The organism is Vibrio sp. R10-SF1-ISO8 (genome assembly GCF_059833805.1).
The window spans coordinates 855559-870722 of record NZ_JCBDHL010000021.1 but is presented as its reverse complement, the minus strand read 5'-3'; the positions used below and the strand labels follow the sequence as shown (position 1 = coordinate 870722).

General features: G+C 46.0%; 14 protein-coding genes and 1 other annotated feature. Of the genes, 11 read left to right on the top strand and 3 right to left on the bottom strand.

Features of this window, described 5'->3' with window-relative positions; all coding sequences use genetic code 11:
* Positions 1–56: 56 nt before the first annotated feature.
* The 3 genes from cydD to AC6R00_RS22080 all read left to right on the top strand — a co-directional run bounded on the left by cydD (position 57) and on the right by AC6R00_RS22080 (position 3850).
* Positions 57–1844: a heme ABC transporter permease/ATP-binding protein CydD gene (gene cydD, locus AC6R00_RS22090; protein ID WP_500641948.1), complete on the top strand. Its 1788-nt coding sequence runs from the start codon at positions 57–59 to the stop codon at positions 1842–1844.
* Positions 1837–3558: a heme ABC transporter ATP-binding protein/permease CydC gene (gene cydC, locus AC6R00_RS22085; RefSeq protein ID WP_500641947.1), complete on the top strand. Its 1722-nt coding sequence runs from the start codon at positions 1837–1839 to the stop codon at positions 3556–3558. The genes cydD and cydC overlap by 8 nt, the downstream gene beginning before the upstream one ends.
* 91 nt (positions 3559–3649) lie before the next feature.
* The gene (locus AC6R00_RS22080; protein WP_500641946.1) at positions 3650–3850 is read left to right on the top strand and encodes a DUF1289 domain-containing protein; all 201 of its coding nucleotides are present in this window, start codon (positions 3650–3652) and stop codon (positions 3848–3850) included.
* A 60-nt stretch (positions 3851–3910) separates the two neighbouring features.
* Here the strand turns inward: AC6R00_RS22080 and rluB are convergent, their stop codons facing one another.
* The 3 genes from rluB to rnm all read right to left on the bottom strand — a co-directional run bounded on the left by rluB (position 3911) and on the right by rnm (position 6479).
* A complete protein-coding gene (gene rluB, locus AC6R00_RS22075; RefSeq protein ID WP_004749286.1) occupies positions 3911–4849 on the bottom strand; it encodes a 23S rRNA pseudouridine(2605) synthase RluB in 939 nt (312 codons plus the stop codon).
* 106 nt (positions 4850–4955) lie between these two features.
* A complete protein-coding gene (locus AC6R00_RS22070; RefSeq protein ID WP_500641945.1) occupies positions 4956–5576 on the bottom strand; it encodes an L-threonylcarbamoyladenylate synthase in 621 nt (206 codons plus the stop codon).
* Positions 5577–5612: 36 nt separating this feature from the next.
* Complete coding sequence (gene rnm, locus AC6R00_RS22065) at positions 5613–6479, bottom strand: RNase RNM (RefSeq protein ID WP_500641944.1); 867 nt, start codon at positions 6477–6479, stop codon at positions 5613–5615.
* Positions 6480–6561: 82 nt separating this feature from the next.
* On the opposite strand from rnm, the gene trpL2 reads away from it, so the two are divergent.
* The 8 genes from trpL2 to AC6R00_RS22025 all read left to right on the top strand — a co-directional run bounded on the left by trpL2 (position 6562) and on the right by AC6R00_RS22025 (position 15134).
* Positions 6562–6687, top strand: coding sequence for a tryptophan operon leader peptide (gene trpL2, locus AC6R00_RS22060; RefSeq protein ID WP_500641943.1), 126 nt, complete (start codon positions 6562–6564; stop codon positions 6685–6687).
* Positions 6634–6737: a sequence feature (Trp leader region), on the top strand. Its footprint overlaps the gene before it by 54 nt.
* A gap of 128 nt (positions 6738–6865) precedes the next feature.
* Positions 6866–8428: an anthranilate synthase component 1 gene (locus AC6R00_RS22055; protein ID WP_500641942.1), complete on the top strand. Its 1563-nt coding sequence runs from the start codon at positions 6866–6868 to the stop codon at positions 8426–8428.
* Positions 8429–8435: 7 nt separating this feature from the next.
* Positions 8436–9026, top strand: a complete 591-nt coding sequence (locus AC6R00_RS22050; RefSeq protein WP_500641941.1) for an aminodeoxychorismate/anthranilate synthase component II — start codon at positions 8436–8438, stop codon at positions 9024–9026.
* 11 nt (positions 9027–9037) lie between these two features.
* Entirely contained in the window at positions 9038–10036 is a 999-nt protein-coding gene (gene trpD / locus AC6R00_RS22045) for an anthranilate phosphoribosyltransferase (protein ID WP_500641940.1), read from the top strand.
* Positions 10037–10061: 25 nt separating this feature from the next.
* Entirely contained in the window at positions 10062–11489 is a 1428-nt protein-coding gene (gene trpCF / locus AC6R00_RS22040; protein ID WP_500641939.1) for a bifunctional indole-3-glycerol-phosphate synthase TrpC/phosphoribosylanthranilate isomerase TrpF, read from the top strand.
* A 50-nt stretch (positions 11490–11539) separates the two neighbouring features.
* On the top strand, positions 11540–12730 hold the full coding sequence (trpB, locus tag AC6R00_RS22035; protein ID WP_004743950.1) for a tryptophan synthase subunit beta: 1191 nt from the start codon (positions 11540–11542) through the stop codon (positions 12728–12730).
* Positions 12730–13536, top strand: a complete 807-nt coding sequence (gene trpA, locus AC6R00_RS22030; protein WP_004743949.1) for a tryptophan synthase subunit alpha — start codon at positions 12730–12732, stop codon at positions 13534–13536. The genes trpB and trpA overlap by 1 nt, the downstream gene beginning before the upstream one ends.
* A gap of 293 nt (positions 13537–13829) precedes the next feature.
* Positions 13830–15134: a dicarboxylate/amino acid:cation symporter gene (locus AC6R00_RS22025; protein WP_500641938.1), complete on the top strand. Its 1305-nt coding sequence runs from the start codon at positions 13830–13832 to the stop codon at positions 15132–15134.
* The last annotated feature ends 30 nt before the right edge of the window (positions 15135–15164 follow it).

The following is a 15164-nucleotide window of genomic DNA, read 5'->3' as shown; positions in this document are numbered from 1 at the left end:
CTTTTGTATAATGCCCAGTTCTAAAACTTTATAATAATTCTCATTAAGCCTTCACGATGGATAAAAAGAAACAACGCAGCTTGAATCAATGGCTTAAGCAGCAAAGTAAGCTCGCCAAGCGCTGGCTTATGATTGCTGTCGGTCTAGGTGTTCTTTCAAGCATATTCCTTTTAGTTCAGGCCGCTCTGCTTGCAACAATATTGCACCAACTCATTATCGAATATGTCGATAAATATGAATTAGTCCCTTACTTCCTTGGTTTAGTTGCCGTTATCGGTGCTCGTGCTCTTTGTTCATGGGGTCGAGAAATCGCAGGTTTTCGTTGCGGCGAACAGATTCGTGTTTATATCCGCCAGCTTATTCTCGATAAACTGCGTGAACTTGGGCCTGCATACATCAAAGGTAAACCCGCAGGTGCTTGGGCAACCTTGTTGCTAGAGCAAGTGGAAGACATGCACGACTTCTTCGCTCGCTATTTACCGCAAATGTCGCTTTCTGTCTTAGTGCCATTTGTCATCTTGATCGTTGTTTTCCCGGTCAACTGGGCAGCGGGTTTGATCTTCTTAATTACCGCGCCATTGGTTCCAATGTTTATGGCATTAGTGGGGATGAAAGCCGCTGACGCTAACCGTAAGAACTTTAAAGCACTGCAGCGTTTGTCCGGTCACTTCTATGACCGCCTTCAGTCAATGACAACCATCAGGCTGTTTGACCGAACCGCAGCAGAGACTGAAGTGATGCGCGGCGCATCGGAAGTGTTTAGAGTGCGCACTATGGACGTGCTCAAAATAGCGTTTCTCTCCTCTGCAGTACTTGAGTTCTTTACTTCTATCTCCATTGCGTTGACAGCGGTTTACTTTGGTTTTGCTTTCATTGGAGAACTTAACTTCGGTGACTATGGTGCGGGTGTCACGCTGTTTGCAGGACTATTCATTCTGGTCTTAGCCCCAGAGTTTTATCAGCCATTGCGAGACTTAGGCACTTTCTACCACGCGAAGCAGCAGGCGGTAGGCGCTGCTGAAAGCATTGTTGAGTTTATTGAAACAGACGTCGAAACCGTTCGCTCAGGTTCAACCAAGCTGGGTGACACAGACTCCATATCCATCACAGCAAAAGATCTCGAAGTATACTCCCCAGAAGGGCAGAAACTATTGGGGCCTGTAAGCTTTGAGCTTTCTTCTGCGCAAACCACGGCCTTAGTTGGGCCAAGCGGCGCAGGTAAAACGACCCTGATAAACGCAATCTTGGGTTTCTTACCTTATAAAGGGTCGCTGACGATTAACAACATTGAACGTACTGAGCTCGATCTTGAAAGTTGGCGTGAGAAAATCAGTTGGGTTGGTCAAAACCCACTGCTACTGCACGGCTCAATACGTGGCAACATTACGCTGGGTAAAACCAACGTCAGTGACCAAGTCATCAATCAAGCGTTAGAAGAGTCGTTCTCAGCAGAGTTCGTTAATCAACATGGTCTTGATTACGCTGTTTCCGACCGCTCTGGTGGTTTATCAGTAGGTCAAGCTCAGCGTCTTGCTTTAGCACGAGCTATGGTGCAAAACGGCCACTTCTGGTTGCTTGATGAACCAACGGCAAGCTTGGATGCACGAAGTGAGCGTCTTGTGATGCAAGGTTTAGAAAACCAAATCACAGGTAAAACCGCCTTGATGGTTACCCACCAGCTAACGCCACTTAAAAATGTCGAGCAAATCCTCGTTATGAAAGATGGTCAAATTGTTCAGTCAGGGCAGTTTGATCACCTCGCTAACTGTGAAGGACTGTTCCAAGAAATGCTTTCTGCTAACCAAGCACTTAACCAAACCAATAAGGGGAACTTAGATGCGTGAATTACTTCCCTACCTAAAACTGTATAAGAAGCACTGGTTTGGTCTTTCACTCGGTATGCTATTGGCGTTTCTAACTTTAGCCGCTTCTATTGGTCTTTTGACCTTATCAGGTTGGTTCTTATCTGCCGCTGCCGTTGCTGGTCTCACCATCGCAAGAGAAACCTTTAATTACATGCTACCAGGCGCGTTTGTGCGTGGATTTGCCATGGGTCGAACTGCCGGACGTTGGGGGGAGCGTGTGGTCAGCCATAACGCGACTTTCAAGCTGCTTACCGATCTGCGAATCTTTTTCTTTTCCAAGCTAGCCCCGCTGATCCCGGGCCGCGTATCTAACCTTCGCGATGCCGATCTACTCAACCGTCTAGTGGCCGATATTGATGCTATGGATCATGTCTACCTAAGGTTGGTAAGTCCAATGGTTGTCGGCACGTTAGGTATCTTAGGCCTTACTGCTCTCATTAGCTGGTTTGATTTAGAGCTCGGCTTAACATTGGGCGCTATTCTGTTCTCAATACTGCTGACGTGGCCAGTACTGTTTTACAAACTGGGTAAGCGCAACGGTGGTGAACTCACTCAAAACAAAGCCGATTTGCGTATCGCTACCCTTGATTGGTTACAAGGGTACAGTGAACTCACACTGTTTGGTGCAGAAGAACGCTACCGTAATGCAATCCTTGAGACACAACAGAAACTATTAAAGAATCAGTTCTTTAACGCTCACTTTTCTGGACTTGCACAAGCCTTACTATTGCTAGCTAACGGCTGGACGATTGTGCTAATGCTATGGCTAGCGGCGGACGGTGTCGGCGGCAATACGCCAGATCCTATGATCGCTCTGGTCGCGTTTGCCACAATGGCGAGTGTTGAGCTGTTAATGCCAATTGCTGGCGCGTTCCAACATCTAGGCCAGACTCTGACTTCGGCTCGCAGGCTCAACGATATCACTCAATCTGAATCAGATGTCTGTTTCCCTAAGAAAGAGACAGAGCATGAGCAGCAGTTCTCAATCGAATATAAAGGGGTTTCTTTCCACTACCCTGAAGCTAACAATGATGTCGTTAAACGCATCGAGTTAGCGATTCCAGCTCAGCACAGAATTGCGATTGTCGGTCAAACTGGCTCTGGCAAATCGACTCTTCTACAGTTGCTTAACCGCTATTGGGATGTTCAACAAGGCTGCATCGAAATTGCGGGTAAACCAATCCAAGAGTGGAGTGAGAGTCAGCTTCGCCAAGCCATTAGCGTTGTAAGCCAACGTGTCGATATTCTTAATGGCTCACTGCGTGACAACCTAGTCATGGCTAAACCGCAAGCAGAGGACGATGAGCTTGCTCAGGTGCTGTCGAAAGTCGGGCTGGCTAAACTTCTCGACGAGACAGGTTTAGACACATGGCTTGGCGACGGTGGTAGACAGCTGTCTGGTGGAGAAAAGCGCCGAATTGGTATTGCACGTGCCTTGCTACATAATGCGCCAATCCTATTACTTGATGAGCCTACCGAAGGTTTAGACAAGCAGACAGAACAGCAAATCATGCAATTGTTCGAGGAGCATTTTGTCGGTAAAACGGTGGTGTTTATCACCCACCGTTTAGTCAACTTAGACAAGATGGATTCGATTTGTTTAATAGAGCAAGGTGAGATTGTTGAGCATGGCACTCATCAACAATTGATAGAACAGCAAGGTCGCTATTTCGCTCTGAGCCAAACTCTCTAATAGATAAATATCTTAAATTAGCCCCAGCTTAACAACATGGTAAGCTGGTACTTTTTGTATACTTATACAAAAGGTGTTTTTGGTATGGCTTATGGCAGCGCAACCTTCAAATCGCTCTATTCCTAACCCCTGCATTCGTCACTGCTGTTTAGATCAGGACGATATTTGCTTAGGTTGCTATCGTTCGTTGGACGAAATCTTAAGATGGTCGCAGTCAACCAATGAGCAAAAACAGAACATTCTTGAAGTGTGTGCTCAACGCAAATCTGAGCGAAAGGGTCGCTGGAGTTAACAGTAGCTCAAAACGAAAAAAGCAGCCTAACGGCTGCTTTTTAAATCACTTTGCTTTTGCTTAACGCTGCTTATTGCGTGCGTTCGGCTGACCTGCGCCTTTTTTCGGCTTACGGCGTGATGGGTTGTTGCTACGACCACCACCACTGTTTACGCGTTCTTCGTGACGTTTAACTGCACGACGAATCTTTTGGCTGCGTGAGCGTTCGCGCTTACGAGATGAGTTTGCTTTGTTTTCATCAAGCAATGTCTCTTTCTCTGGGCGAAGTTCTACCAACTCACGTAGATAGTTAACCTCTTTAAGGTCGAGTTCCATCCATCCACCGCGAGGCAGTTTCTTGTCTAGGTAAATGTCACCGTAACGAACGCGTTTTAAGCGGCTAACCGTAGTATCTTGAGATTCCCACAAACGACGAACCTCACGGTTACGACCTTCGTTAATCGCTACGTAGAAAGTGTGGTTCATACCATCGCCACCCGCGTAGACAACGTCTTCGAAGCGAGCCATGCCGTCTTCAAGCTCAACGCCACGAACTAGGTTCTTCACCTTCTGCTCAGTCACTTCACCAAATACACGCACTAGGTATTCACGTTCTACTTGGCGGCTTGGGTGCATTAAGCGGTTAGCCAATTCACCATCAGTGGTAAATAGCAGTAAGCCCGAAGTGTTGGCATCAAGGCGGCCAACTGAAATCCAACGAGAACCGCGGATTTTTGGCAGACGATCAAAAACAGTACGACGACCTTCTGGATCATGACGGGTACACAGTTCACCTTCAGGCTTGTAGTACGCTAATACGCGACAAATCACTTCTTCCTGCGCTTTAGCAGAAACAGTGTGTCCGTCGATACGCACAACTGCATTTTCGTCTTCTAGTCGTTCGCCAAGTTTAGCAACGATACCGTTCACGCTCACACGACCCGCTTTAATCAAAGCTTCTAGTTCGCGTCGAGAGCCATGACCAGCTCGAGCCAATACTTTCTGTAGTTTTTCGTTCATTTATCTACCTATGTGTCGTCTTCTCAGACGTCGAATAAACAAGTGCGACCCAAAATCGCGGTCGCACATTATCGCAAAAAGTGTGGTGAAAATCACGCACTTTTGACTATTCGAATGGAGCAGGATCACCTGAACCAACACGGGCAATGATTGGTTCATCATTACTGAAATCAACCACTGTCGTTGGTTGCTCGCCTAGATAACCACCATTAAGAATACAATCAACCGCATGCTCTAGTTTGTCGCGAATGTCCTCTGGGTCAGATTCGGTCATATCGTTACCCGGTAAGATAAGCGATGTAGACATCAACGGCTCGCCAAGCGCTTCGAGTAAGTCGAGAGCAAGTTGGTTGTCTGGCACGCGAATACCAATCGTCTTACGCTTAGCGTTCATTAAGCGACGCGGCACTTCCTTAGTTCCTTTAAAAATAAAGGTGTATGGCCCAGGCGTATTGTTCTTCAGCAGACGAAATGCCGTATTATCTACACGAGCATAAAGAGAGAGCTCAGATAAATCTCGGCACAACAAAGTAAAGTTGTGCTTATCATCTAAACGACGAATCTGACAGATACGCTCCAGTGCCTGTTTGTTTTCAAGCTGACAACCCAATGCGTAGCCCGAATCCGTAGGGTAAATAACTACCCCACCATTACGAATGATTGCTACAGCTTGATTGATCAAGCGAGCCTGAGGGTTTTCTGGGTGTACGTAAAAAAACTGGCTCATTGTAATTCCTCATTATCGAGTCTCACGACTCTATAGTTAATTGGTATTGTTCGAATCCACTGATGAAGGCTCAATACCCCAATCTTTCCATACAGGTTCTACGCCCGACGGAAGCCATAAATTTCGTCCTAACTCCATCCAAGGTGAAGGATAATGAAAGTCGCTGCCTTGAGAGGCTAATAGATTGTATTGTATAGCATAATCCGCCAAGTTGCGCCTTTCTTGTTGCCCTTGTTGAGGTTGAGCAACTTCCATCGCATCTCCTCCAGCTTCAACAAAAGCACTGATAAGCCGTTTTATCCATTTGGCGGTTAGATCATAGCGCCCTGGGTGAGCCAGTACAGCCTGCCCACCAGCGGCATGAATTGCTTCAATCGCTTCTTTCATTGTGCACCAGTTTGGCGGCACATAACCCGGATTATTTCGCGTTAGGTATTTCTTAAACACTTGCTGCATCGTTTTGGCATAGCCGTTATCGACCAACCATTTAGCGAAATGCGCTCGCGTAATTGGCGCGTCACCAGCAATTGCTTTGACATCTTCGAGCACGCCTTCTTGCGTTGCTTTCTCAAGGCGATGAGCGATCAATTCAGCACGTGCCACGCGATGATTTTTCTGTTTTACGATCAGTTCGTTGAGAGCTTGAGACTCTGGGTCGATATTCAAACCTACAATGTGAATATCTTTATTCTGCCAAACGGTAGAAATTTCAATTCCGTTGATGATCTTCAAAGGCAGATTATTGTCTTGGACATATTGATGCGCGGTCGCTAGTGCATCGACGGTATCGTGATCGGTTATCGCTAACACATCAAGCTGAAAGCCAAGGGCTCTATCTATTAATTCATGTGGAGGCAGTCTTCCATCTGAGGCGGTCGTATGACTGTGTAAATCAATTCTCATAATTTTGTTTTTTTAGTTGACTTTTTACCTCTGCACTAGTTAACTAGTACACAAATACGAAGTACCTGATTTAAGGCTCACTATGTTACAAGACATTAACCAAAACCATAAAGCAAAAGTTGCTGCTGGCACTATGAATAATAGTTCAGCTGATCTTGCTTGGTGGCGCTCTTGGACAAGTTCTTGGTGGGCTAACGTGTACTTCTAATTCATAGAATTCAAGTTTCAAAAGCCCGCTACCAAAGCGGGCTTTTTTGTTTTGTAATCTGTCTCACATCTAAGTGCTTAAACAATCGTCAAATTTAACCAAATCCTGATTGGGTGACCGTTTGCTTTATGCGACTATGTACGGCAGGAAGTAAAAATTTTAGAGAAAAGGAGGTCTTGTGAACAAGGCCATTGAAATCAAGAAGCTAGGTAACATCGAGTTAATTCGAAGTACGGCCCCGTATGCCCAAGATCCTACGCAGCTGTTCCACACGCTATGTGAGAACAAAACCGACAGCCTGCTATTGGAATCTGCTGAAATCGACTCAAAGCAGGACCTACAAAGCCTTCTTATTGTTGACTCAGCGGTGCGCATCGTTTGTTACGGACATACGGTGACAATGACCGCGTTAACCGACAATGGTAAAAACCTGCTTTCTCACCTTACGCACAACATCAATCCAAGTATTGAACATACATTTAACGGCAGCGAACTGGTACTGGAGTACAGTGAACCGTGCAACACCTTGGATGAAGACTCTCGCCTACGTGAAGCCTCTTCCTTTGATGCTCTGCGCTTGATTCAGCACAGCTTCGATATTGCAGAGCTGCACAAGCACGCGATCTTTATCGGTGGCTTGTTTGCCTATGATTTAGTGGCTAACTTTGAGCCTTTGGGTAATGCAGCGCAATCAAACCAATGCCCTGACTACGTTTTCTATGTTGCGGAAACCTTACTGGTTGTCGACCATCAAAAGAAGTCATGTGAGCTTCAAGCTACCCTATTCGCCACCGACACTTGCAAACTTGAACTGACGGCTCGTATCGAAGAGATTAGTGCTGCCTGTGCCAATTTAAAAACACTACCAAAAGCAGTACCGGTTGCTGATACCCACGCAGAACCAAGCATTTCTGATACTGACTTCTGTCAGATTGTTCGCGACTTAAAAGAGTTTGTGGTTAAAGGCGATGTTTTCCAAGTCGTGCCATCACGTCGCTTTACCTTGCCTTGCCCTTCTCCGCTTGCGGCATATAAAGAGCTAAAACAGAGCAACCCAAGCCCTTATATGTTCTACATGCAAGATGAGCTTTTCACTCTGTTCGGCGCTTCGCCAGAAAGTGCCCTTAAGTACGAAACTCAATCAAACCAAGTTGAAATCTACCCTATTGCAGGTACTCGCCGTCGTGGTAAACGACCAAATGGCGAGATCGACTTTGATCTAGATAGCCGTATTGAACTAGAGCTGCGCACTGATAAAAAAGAGAATGCTGAGCACATGATGCTAGTCGATTTAGCACGTAATGATGTAGCTCGTATCTCTCAAGCAGGCACTCGCCACGTCGCTGACCTGCTTAAAGTCGACCGTTACAGTCATGTAATGCACCTAGTATCGAGAGTAGTAGGTCAACTACGTGATGACTTAGATGCCTTACACGCTTATCAAGCTTGTATGAATATGGGCACGCTAACTGGTGCGCCGAAAATCCGCGCAATGCAATTGATTAGAGATGTCGAGGGAGCGCGCCGTGGCAGCTATGGCGGCGCAGTGGGCTATCTTACTGGTGAAGGAACATTAGATACGTGTATCGTGATTCGCTCTGCCTATGTAGAAAATGGCATCGCGCAAGTTCAAGCTGGCGCTGGGGTTGTATTCGATTCAGATCCACAAGCTGAAGCCGACGAAACCCGCGGTAAAGCTCAAGCAGTAATCTCTGCTATTCAATCAGCACATAAGGAGTAGCATCGAGATGGCAAATATCGTTTTTATCGACAACTTTGATTCGTTTACCTATAACCTAGTCGATCAATTCCGCTCATTAGGTCACGACGTAACGATTTACCGTAACAACATCGCGGCAGAAGTGATTGAATCGACAGTCGCTAATTTAGATAACCCAGTAGTGCTGCTATCTCCAGGTCCGGGGGCTCCGTCAGAAGCAGGCTCAATGCCAGAGATTATTCAACGTCTTAAAGGCAAAGTACCTATGATTGGTATTTGTTTAGGTCACCAAGCAATCGTCGAAGCCTATGGCGGCACCGTTGCTGGCGCGGGTGAAATCATTCACGGTAAAGTATCGATGATGGAACACCAAAACCACGACACTTATGCTGAGCTACCTTCTCCTCTTGCGAGTGCTCGCTATCATTCGTTAGTCGCAACCGAAGTGCCATCGTCTTTAACCATCACGGCTGAGGTTGATGATTTGGTGATGTCTGTAGTACAAGAGCAAGACAAGGTGTGTGGCTTCCAATTTCACCCAGAATCAATTATGACTACCTACGGTGCGACGCTGCTAGCTAATGCCATTGAGTGGGCTCTAAAGAAGAACGACAAATAAGGAATAAGGTCATGGAACAGATTATCAACAAACTTTACGAGCAAGAGTCACTGAGCGAGCAGGAAAGCCAACAGCTTTTCGACGTTATTATCCGCGGTGAGTTAGACCAAATCCTGATGGCGTCAGCCTTAACTGCGCTAAAAATCAAAGGCGAAACTCCAGACGAAATTGCTGGCGCAGCAAAGGCCTTGTTAGCCAATGCGAACCCATTCCCACGTCCAGATTATGACTTTGCTGATATTGTAGGAACAGGCGGTGACGGTCACGACACCATTAATATTTCCACCACATCTGCATTTGTCGCAGCCGCATGTGGTTTAAAAGTCGCGAAACATGGTAACCGAAGCGTTTCAAGTAAGTCTGGTTCTTCAGACCTGCTCGATAAATTTGGTATTAACTTAGCAATGAGTGCTGAAGATACGCGTAACGCGGTCGACGAAATCGGTGTCGCATTCTTGTTTGCGCCGCAATATCACAGCGGTGTACGTCATGCTATGCCTGTGCGTCAAACAATGAAAACACGTACCATCTTCAATATCCTTGGCCCCTTGATTAACCCTGCTCGTCCAAACATCGAGCTAATGGGTGTATACAGTAAAGAGTTGGTTCGCCCTATCGCAGAAACCATGCTTAAGATGGGCATGAAACGCGCAGCGGTTGTCCACGGTAGTGGCTTAGATGAAGTCGCGATTCACGGTGAAACCACGGTTGCTGAAATCAGAGATAACCAAATTCATGAATACACAGTTTCGCCAGCGGACTTTGGCTTAAACCAGCATCCACTCGAAGCAATTAAAGGTGGCACACCGGAAGAGAACAAGGCTATCACGACCCATATCTTGACGGGTAAAGGCACAGAAGCTCAAGCAGGTGCTGTAGCCGTCAATGTGGCACTACTCATGCGTCTATTTGGTCACGAAGACCTTAAAGCAAACGCAGCGCAAGCTCTTGAAGCAATGAACTCTGGCAAGGCTTATGAGCTAGTGCAGAAATTGGCGGCTCACGCTTAACACCTCGAACAATAAGGTTATGAAAATGACTCAGGTAAAAGAAAAATTATCCGAACATGTTTCTGTTAAAGAAGCTGAGATGGCAGAAGTCTTAGCTAAGATTGTTCGCGACAAGTACCAATGGGTTGCTGAGCGTAAAGAGTCACAGCCACTTGAGACATTCAAGAGTGATCTAACGCCATCAGACCGCAGCTTCTATACAGCGCTAAAACAAGACAAGACTGTTTTCATCACCGAATGTAAAAAAGCCTCCCCTTCCAAAGGTTTAATTCGCGATGACTTTGATCTTGATTACATAGCATCAGTTTACAACAACCATGCAAACGCCATTTCGGTGTTAACCGACGAGAAGTACTTTCAAGGCAGCTTCGACTTCCTACCTCAGGTAAGAAAGCAAGCGAAACAGCCAATTCTATGTAAAGACTTTATGGTTGATACCTATCAGGTTTATTTGGCACGCCACTATAGCGCCGATGCGATTCTACTAATGCTTTCCGTGTTGAATGACGAAGAATATCGAGAACTGGCTGATGTGGCTCATTCACTCGATATGGGCGTACTGACTGAAGTTAGTAATGAACAAGAGCTTCATCGCGCGGTAGAGTTAGGAGCGAAAGTCATTGGTATCAACAACCGTAACTTACGTGACCTCTCGACCGACCTAAATCGAACCAAAGAATTGGCACCGACCATTCGTCAACTTGCTCCTGAAGCAACCGTGATCTCTGAGTCTGGAATCTACACTCACCAACAAGTGAGAGATCTTGCCGATTTCGCTGACGGCTTCCTCATCGGAAGCTCTTTAATGGCAGAAGAAAACCTTGAACTCGCCGTTCGTAAAGTAACATTGGGTGAAAACAAAGTATGTGGTTTGACTCACCCAGATGATGCCGCGAAAGCTTACAAATCAGGCGCTATTTTTGGTGGTTTAATTTTTGTTGAGCAGTCTAAACGCTTTGTGTCGTTAGAATCCGCACGACTAACAATGAGTGGCACGCCGCTTAAGTATGTAGGTGTATTCCAAAACCATCAACATGAGCAAATCATCACAACTGTCAACGAACTAGGCCTCGCTGCCGTTCAACTTCATGGCAAGGAAGATCAAGCGTTTGTTGACACATTAAAGACATCTTTACCTTCCGGTGTTGAAATCTGGAAAGCGTATGGCGTAAGCGAGAGTGTCCCTGCACTTATCGAGAATAACGTTGACCGTCACTTGCTTGATACTAAAGTCGGCTCTCAAGTCGGTGGTACAGGCTTAGTATTTGATTGGTCATTAATCGGCGACCCTTCAAAGGTGATGTTGGCCGGCGGCATTACACCGTTCAACGCGCAAAAGGCAGCGGCTCAAGGCTGTTTGGGATTAGACCTCAACTCGGGTGTCGAGCACTCCCCTGGTAAGAAAGATGGCGAAAAGCTAGAACAAGCTTTTGCAGCAATCAGAAATTATTAAGAATTTGTATAGCGCGTTGTATACGCGCTCTAAGTGAAAGGAATTTTAACATGGCAAAGCTAGATGCCTACTTCGGCGAATACGGTGGTCAGTACGTACCACAAATTTTGGTCCCAGCCCTTGAGCAGTTGGAACAAGCGTTTATTGATGCTCAAGAAGACCCAGAGTTTCGTAGCGAATTTATGTCACTGCTACAAGAGTATGCAGGTCGCCCAACAGCGCTTACACTGACTCGCAACCTAACTAAAGGCACAAAGACCAAACTTTACCTTAAACGTGAAGACCTGCTTCACGGTGGTGCGCACAAAACCAACCAAGTATTGGGTCAAGCGTTACTGGCTAAACGCATGGGTAAGAATGAAATCATCGCTGAAACCGGTGCAGGCCAACACGGTGTGGCAACAGCGCTCGCTTGTGCTTTGCTCGGTCTTAAGTGTCGAGTCTACATGGGTGCTAAAGACGTTGAACGTCAAAGCCCGAACGTATTCCGTATGAAACTGATGGGCGCTGAAGTCATTCCTGTTCATTCAGGTTCTGCGACGCTCAAAGATGCATGTAACGAAGCACTGCGTGATTGGTCTGCAACATATGAGGATGCGCACTACCTATTAGGTACAGCAGCTGGCCCTCACCCGTTCCCGACTATTGTTCGTGACTTCCAACGCATGATCGGTGAAGAGACGAAGAACCAGATCCTTGCTCGCGAAGGTCGTCTTCCTGATGCAGTTATCGCCTGTGTTGGAGGCGGTTCTAACGCCATTGGTATGTTTGCAGATTTCATTGAAGAAGAAAGCGTTCGTTTAATTGGTGTTGAGCCAGCAGGTAAAGGTATTGATACCGACCAACATGGTGCTCCTCTTAAGCATGGTAAAACGGGTATCTTCTTCGGTATGAAAGCACCATTGATGCAAGATCCAAATGGTCAGGTTGAAGAATCTTACTCAGTTTCTGCGGGATTAGACTTCCCTTCTGTTGGTCCACAGCACGCACACCTTAATGCCATAGGCCGTGCAGAGTATGACAATGTCACCGACGACGAAGCTTTAGACGCTTTCCAAGAGCTTGCGCGTAGCGAAGGTATCATTCCTGCGCTTGAGTCTTCTCATGCACTAGCGCACGCACTGCGCATGGCTCGCGAGAACCCAGAGAAAGAACAGTTATTGGTTGTTAACCTATCCGGTCGTGGTGACAAAGACATCTTCACCGTACACGCCATCCTAGAAGAAAAAGGAGTGATCTAATGAGTCGTTATGCGAAGATGTTTGAGCGCCTAAACGAGAAAAACCAAGGCGCATTTGTACCCTTTGTAACGGTTTGCGATCCAAACGCAGAGCAGTCTTACAAGATCATGGAAACACTCGTTGAATCAGGTGCAGATGCGCTTGAATTAGGTATTCCGTTTTCTGATCCTTTAGCAGATGGCCCAACTATTCAAGGTGCAAATATTCGAGCTCTAGATTCTGGCGCGACACCTGATATCTGCTTCGAACAAATCGGTAAGATTCGAGCTAAATACCCTGAACTGCCAATCGGCCTACTGATGTATGCTAACTTGGTTTACTCACGCGGTATCGAAAACTTCTACCAGCGCTGCGCTCAAGCCGGGATTGATTCTGTTTTGATCGCAGACGTTCCAACCAACGAAAGTGCTGAGTTCGTCGCGGCTGCAGAAAAGCACGGTATTCACCCAATCTTCATCGCACCACCAACAGCAAGTGACGAAACACTTCAGCAAGTTTCTCAGCTTGGTGGTGGTTATACTTACCTACTGTCTCGTGCAGGTGTAACTGGTGCTGAAACCAAAGCAAATATGCCTGTCGGCGATATGCTAAGCAAACTGAATCAGTTTGATGCACCTCCGGCACTGCTAGGTTTCGGTATTTCTGAGCCAGAACAAGTTAAGCAGGCTCTCGAAGCAGGCGCTGCGGGAGCAATTTCCGGCTCAGCCGTAGTCAAAATCATTGAAAACAATACTGAAAACCCAGCAGAGATGTTAAATCAGCTCGCAAACTTTGTTTCTTCAATGAAGGCTGCAACACAAAAGTAACGTGTTAGCCATCTAAACATCTATGAGATCAGCTTCTTATTAACGTAAGAATCTGATCTTTTTTTTAACATTTCTCCGCTTACTCAAGCCCCCTCGACTTCTCTTCTTTCGGCAAATAACTCTCCAAAATAGATAACCTCGATTTATAGCAAACGTTTTCTTTTGTGCAAAAACTTAGCACCAATCAATAAATCGATTACTAATCATCCGAACCCGCTATAACGCATATTGCTAATTGTAAAATTAAAGTGTACAAAGCAAGACGATATTATTATCCATTGTTAATAATCAAAATGGTGGGTAATTCTTGGATTTTAAATTTTATTAGCACAGAGGTTATGGAAGTGTTAAAAGAAAAGAGTTTGCTAAACAACATTGGTGTTCAAGTTGTCATAGCTATGATCCTAGGTACTGCCGTTGGTGCCTTGATGGGGAACAGCGCAACTATGTTCGCTCCACTGGGCGCGATCTTCATCAATCTAATTAAGATGCTAGTTATCCCGCTAGTTGCCGTTGCACTAATTTCTGGTGCTGCTGGCCTAGGTAACAGCCAATCCGCTGGTAAAGTTGGCTTGGTCACATTGGGCTATTTTGGTTTGACTTCAGCTCTAGCTGTAGCGCTAGCGCTATTTATGGGCGAAGTATTCAAACCTGGTCTTGGCATTGATGTGTCTGGTGTCGAGGGTATGTTCTCGGCTGAGTACGCTTCTAAAGGTGAACTTCCTACTTTCTGGGCAACCATTACTGGTATGATCCCAACCAACGTTTTCCAATCACTGAACGAAGCAAACATCCTACAGATCCTAGTTTTCTGTATGTTCTTTGGTATTGCTATTTCTAAGCAAGCAAAAGAGCGCCGTGAGCCAATCATGAACGGTGTAAACTGTATCGTTGATGCTATGGTTTGGATGATCAACAAGGTAATGATCATCGCACCAATCGGTGTATTCGGTCTTATGGCAGAAGCAGTTGGTACTTTTGGTTTTGCCGCACTTATGGTCGTATTCAAGCTATTCGTTGTATACGTCGCTGCTATCCTTATCTTTGGTTTCGTCGCTTACCCACTGATGGTACATATCTTCACTAAGACTTCAGCGAAGAAGTTCCTGACAGCAATGAAGAAGCCTCAAGCCGTTGCTCTGTCTACAGCCTCTTCAATGGCAACTCTGCCAGTGACTATGGACACGGTTGAGCACGAATTAGGCGTTAAGAACTCGACAGCATCATTCGTTCTGCCATTAGGCGCAACGATTAACATGTCGGGTAATGCGATTTACTATGGCCTAGTGGCAATCTTCTTTGCTCAGCTGTTCAACATCGACCTAGGCATGGGCGCATACATCGCAATCATCGTAACATCAACACTAGGCGCTGTTGGTCAAGCCGGTGTTCCAGGCCCATCTTTCCTTGTTGTTGCCGTACTTCTAGCAGCAGGTATTCCAATTGAAGGTCTACCGCTACTGTTCGCTCTTGACCGTATTTTCGATATGATTCGTACAGCACTGAACATCACAGGTGATGCAGCGTGTGCAGTCATTGTTGATGCGCTAATTGAAGAAGAAGAGCAAGAAGCTGAACTGCAAAAGCAACAAGCTTAATCGCTGATAATATTGAATTTGAAGCCACTC

Bases quoted from the DNA above. Each gene is read 5' to 3' on its own strand.
- rnm (WP_500641944.1), bottom strand. From the start codon at position 6,479: ATGAGAATTGATTTACACAGTCATACGACCGCCTCAGATGGAAGACTG.
- trpD (WP_500641940.1), top strand. From the start codon at position 9,038: ATGGAACAGATTATCAACAAACTTTACGAGCAAGAGTCACTGAGCGAG.
- cydC (WP_500641947.1), top strand. From the start codon at position 1,837: ATGCGTGAATTACTTCCCTACCTAAAACTGTATAAGAAGCACTGGTTT.
- trpL2 (WP_500641943.1), top strand. From the start codon at position 6,562: ATGTTACAAGACATTAACCAAAACCATAAAGCAAAAGTTGCTGCTGGC.
- AC6R00_RS22080 (WP_500641946.1), top strand. From the start codon at position 3,650: ATGGCAGCGCAACCTTCAAATCGCTCTATTCCTAACCCCTGCATTCGT.
- AC6R00_RS22025 (WP_500641938.1), top strand. From the start codon at position 13,830: ATGGTGGGTAATTCTTGGATTTTAAATTTTATTAGCACAGAGGTTATG.
- AC6R00_RS22050 (WP_500641941.1), top strand. From the start codon at position 8,436: ATGGCAAATATCGTTTTTATCGACAACTTTGATTCGTTTACCTATAAC.
- rluB (WP_004749286.1), bottom strand. From the start codon at position 4,849: ATGAACGAAAAACTACAGAAAGTATTGGCTCGAGCTGGTCATGGCTCT.
- trpCF (WP_500641939.1), top strand. From the start codon at position 10,062: ATGACTCAGGTAAAAGAAAAATTATCCGAACATGTTTCTGTTAAAGAA.
- trpA (WP_004743949.1), top strand. From the start codon at position 12,730: ATGAGTCGTTATGCGAAGATGTTTGAGCGCCTAAACGAGAAAAACCAA.
- AC6R00_RS22070 (WP_500641945.1), bottom strand. From the start codon at position 5,576: ATGAGCCAGTTTTTTTACGTACACCCAGAAAACCCTCAGGCTCGCTTG.
- trpB (WP_004743950.1), top strand. From the start codon at position 11,540: ATGGCAAAGCTAGATGCCTACTTCGGCGAATACGGTGGTCAGTACGTA.
- cydD (WP_500641948.1), top strand. From the start codon at position 57: ATGGATAAAAAGAAACAACGCAGCTTGAATCAATGGCTTAAGCAGCAA.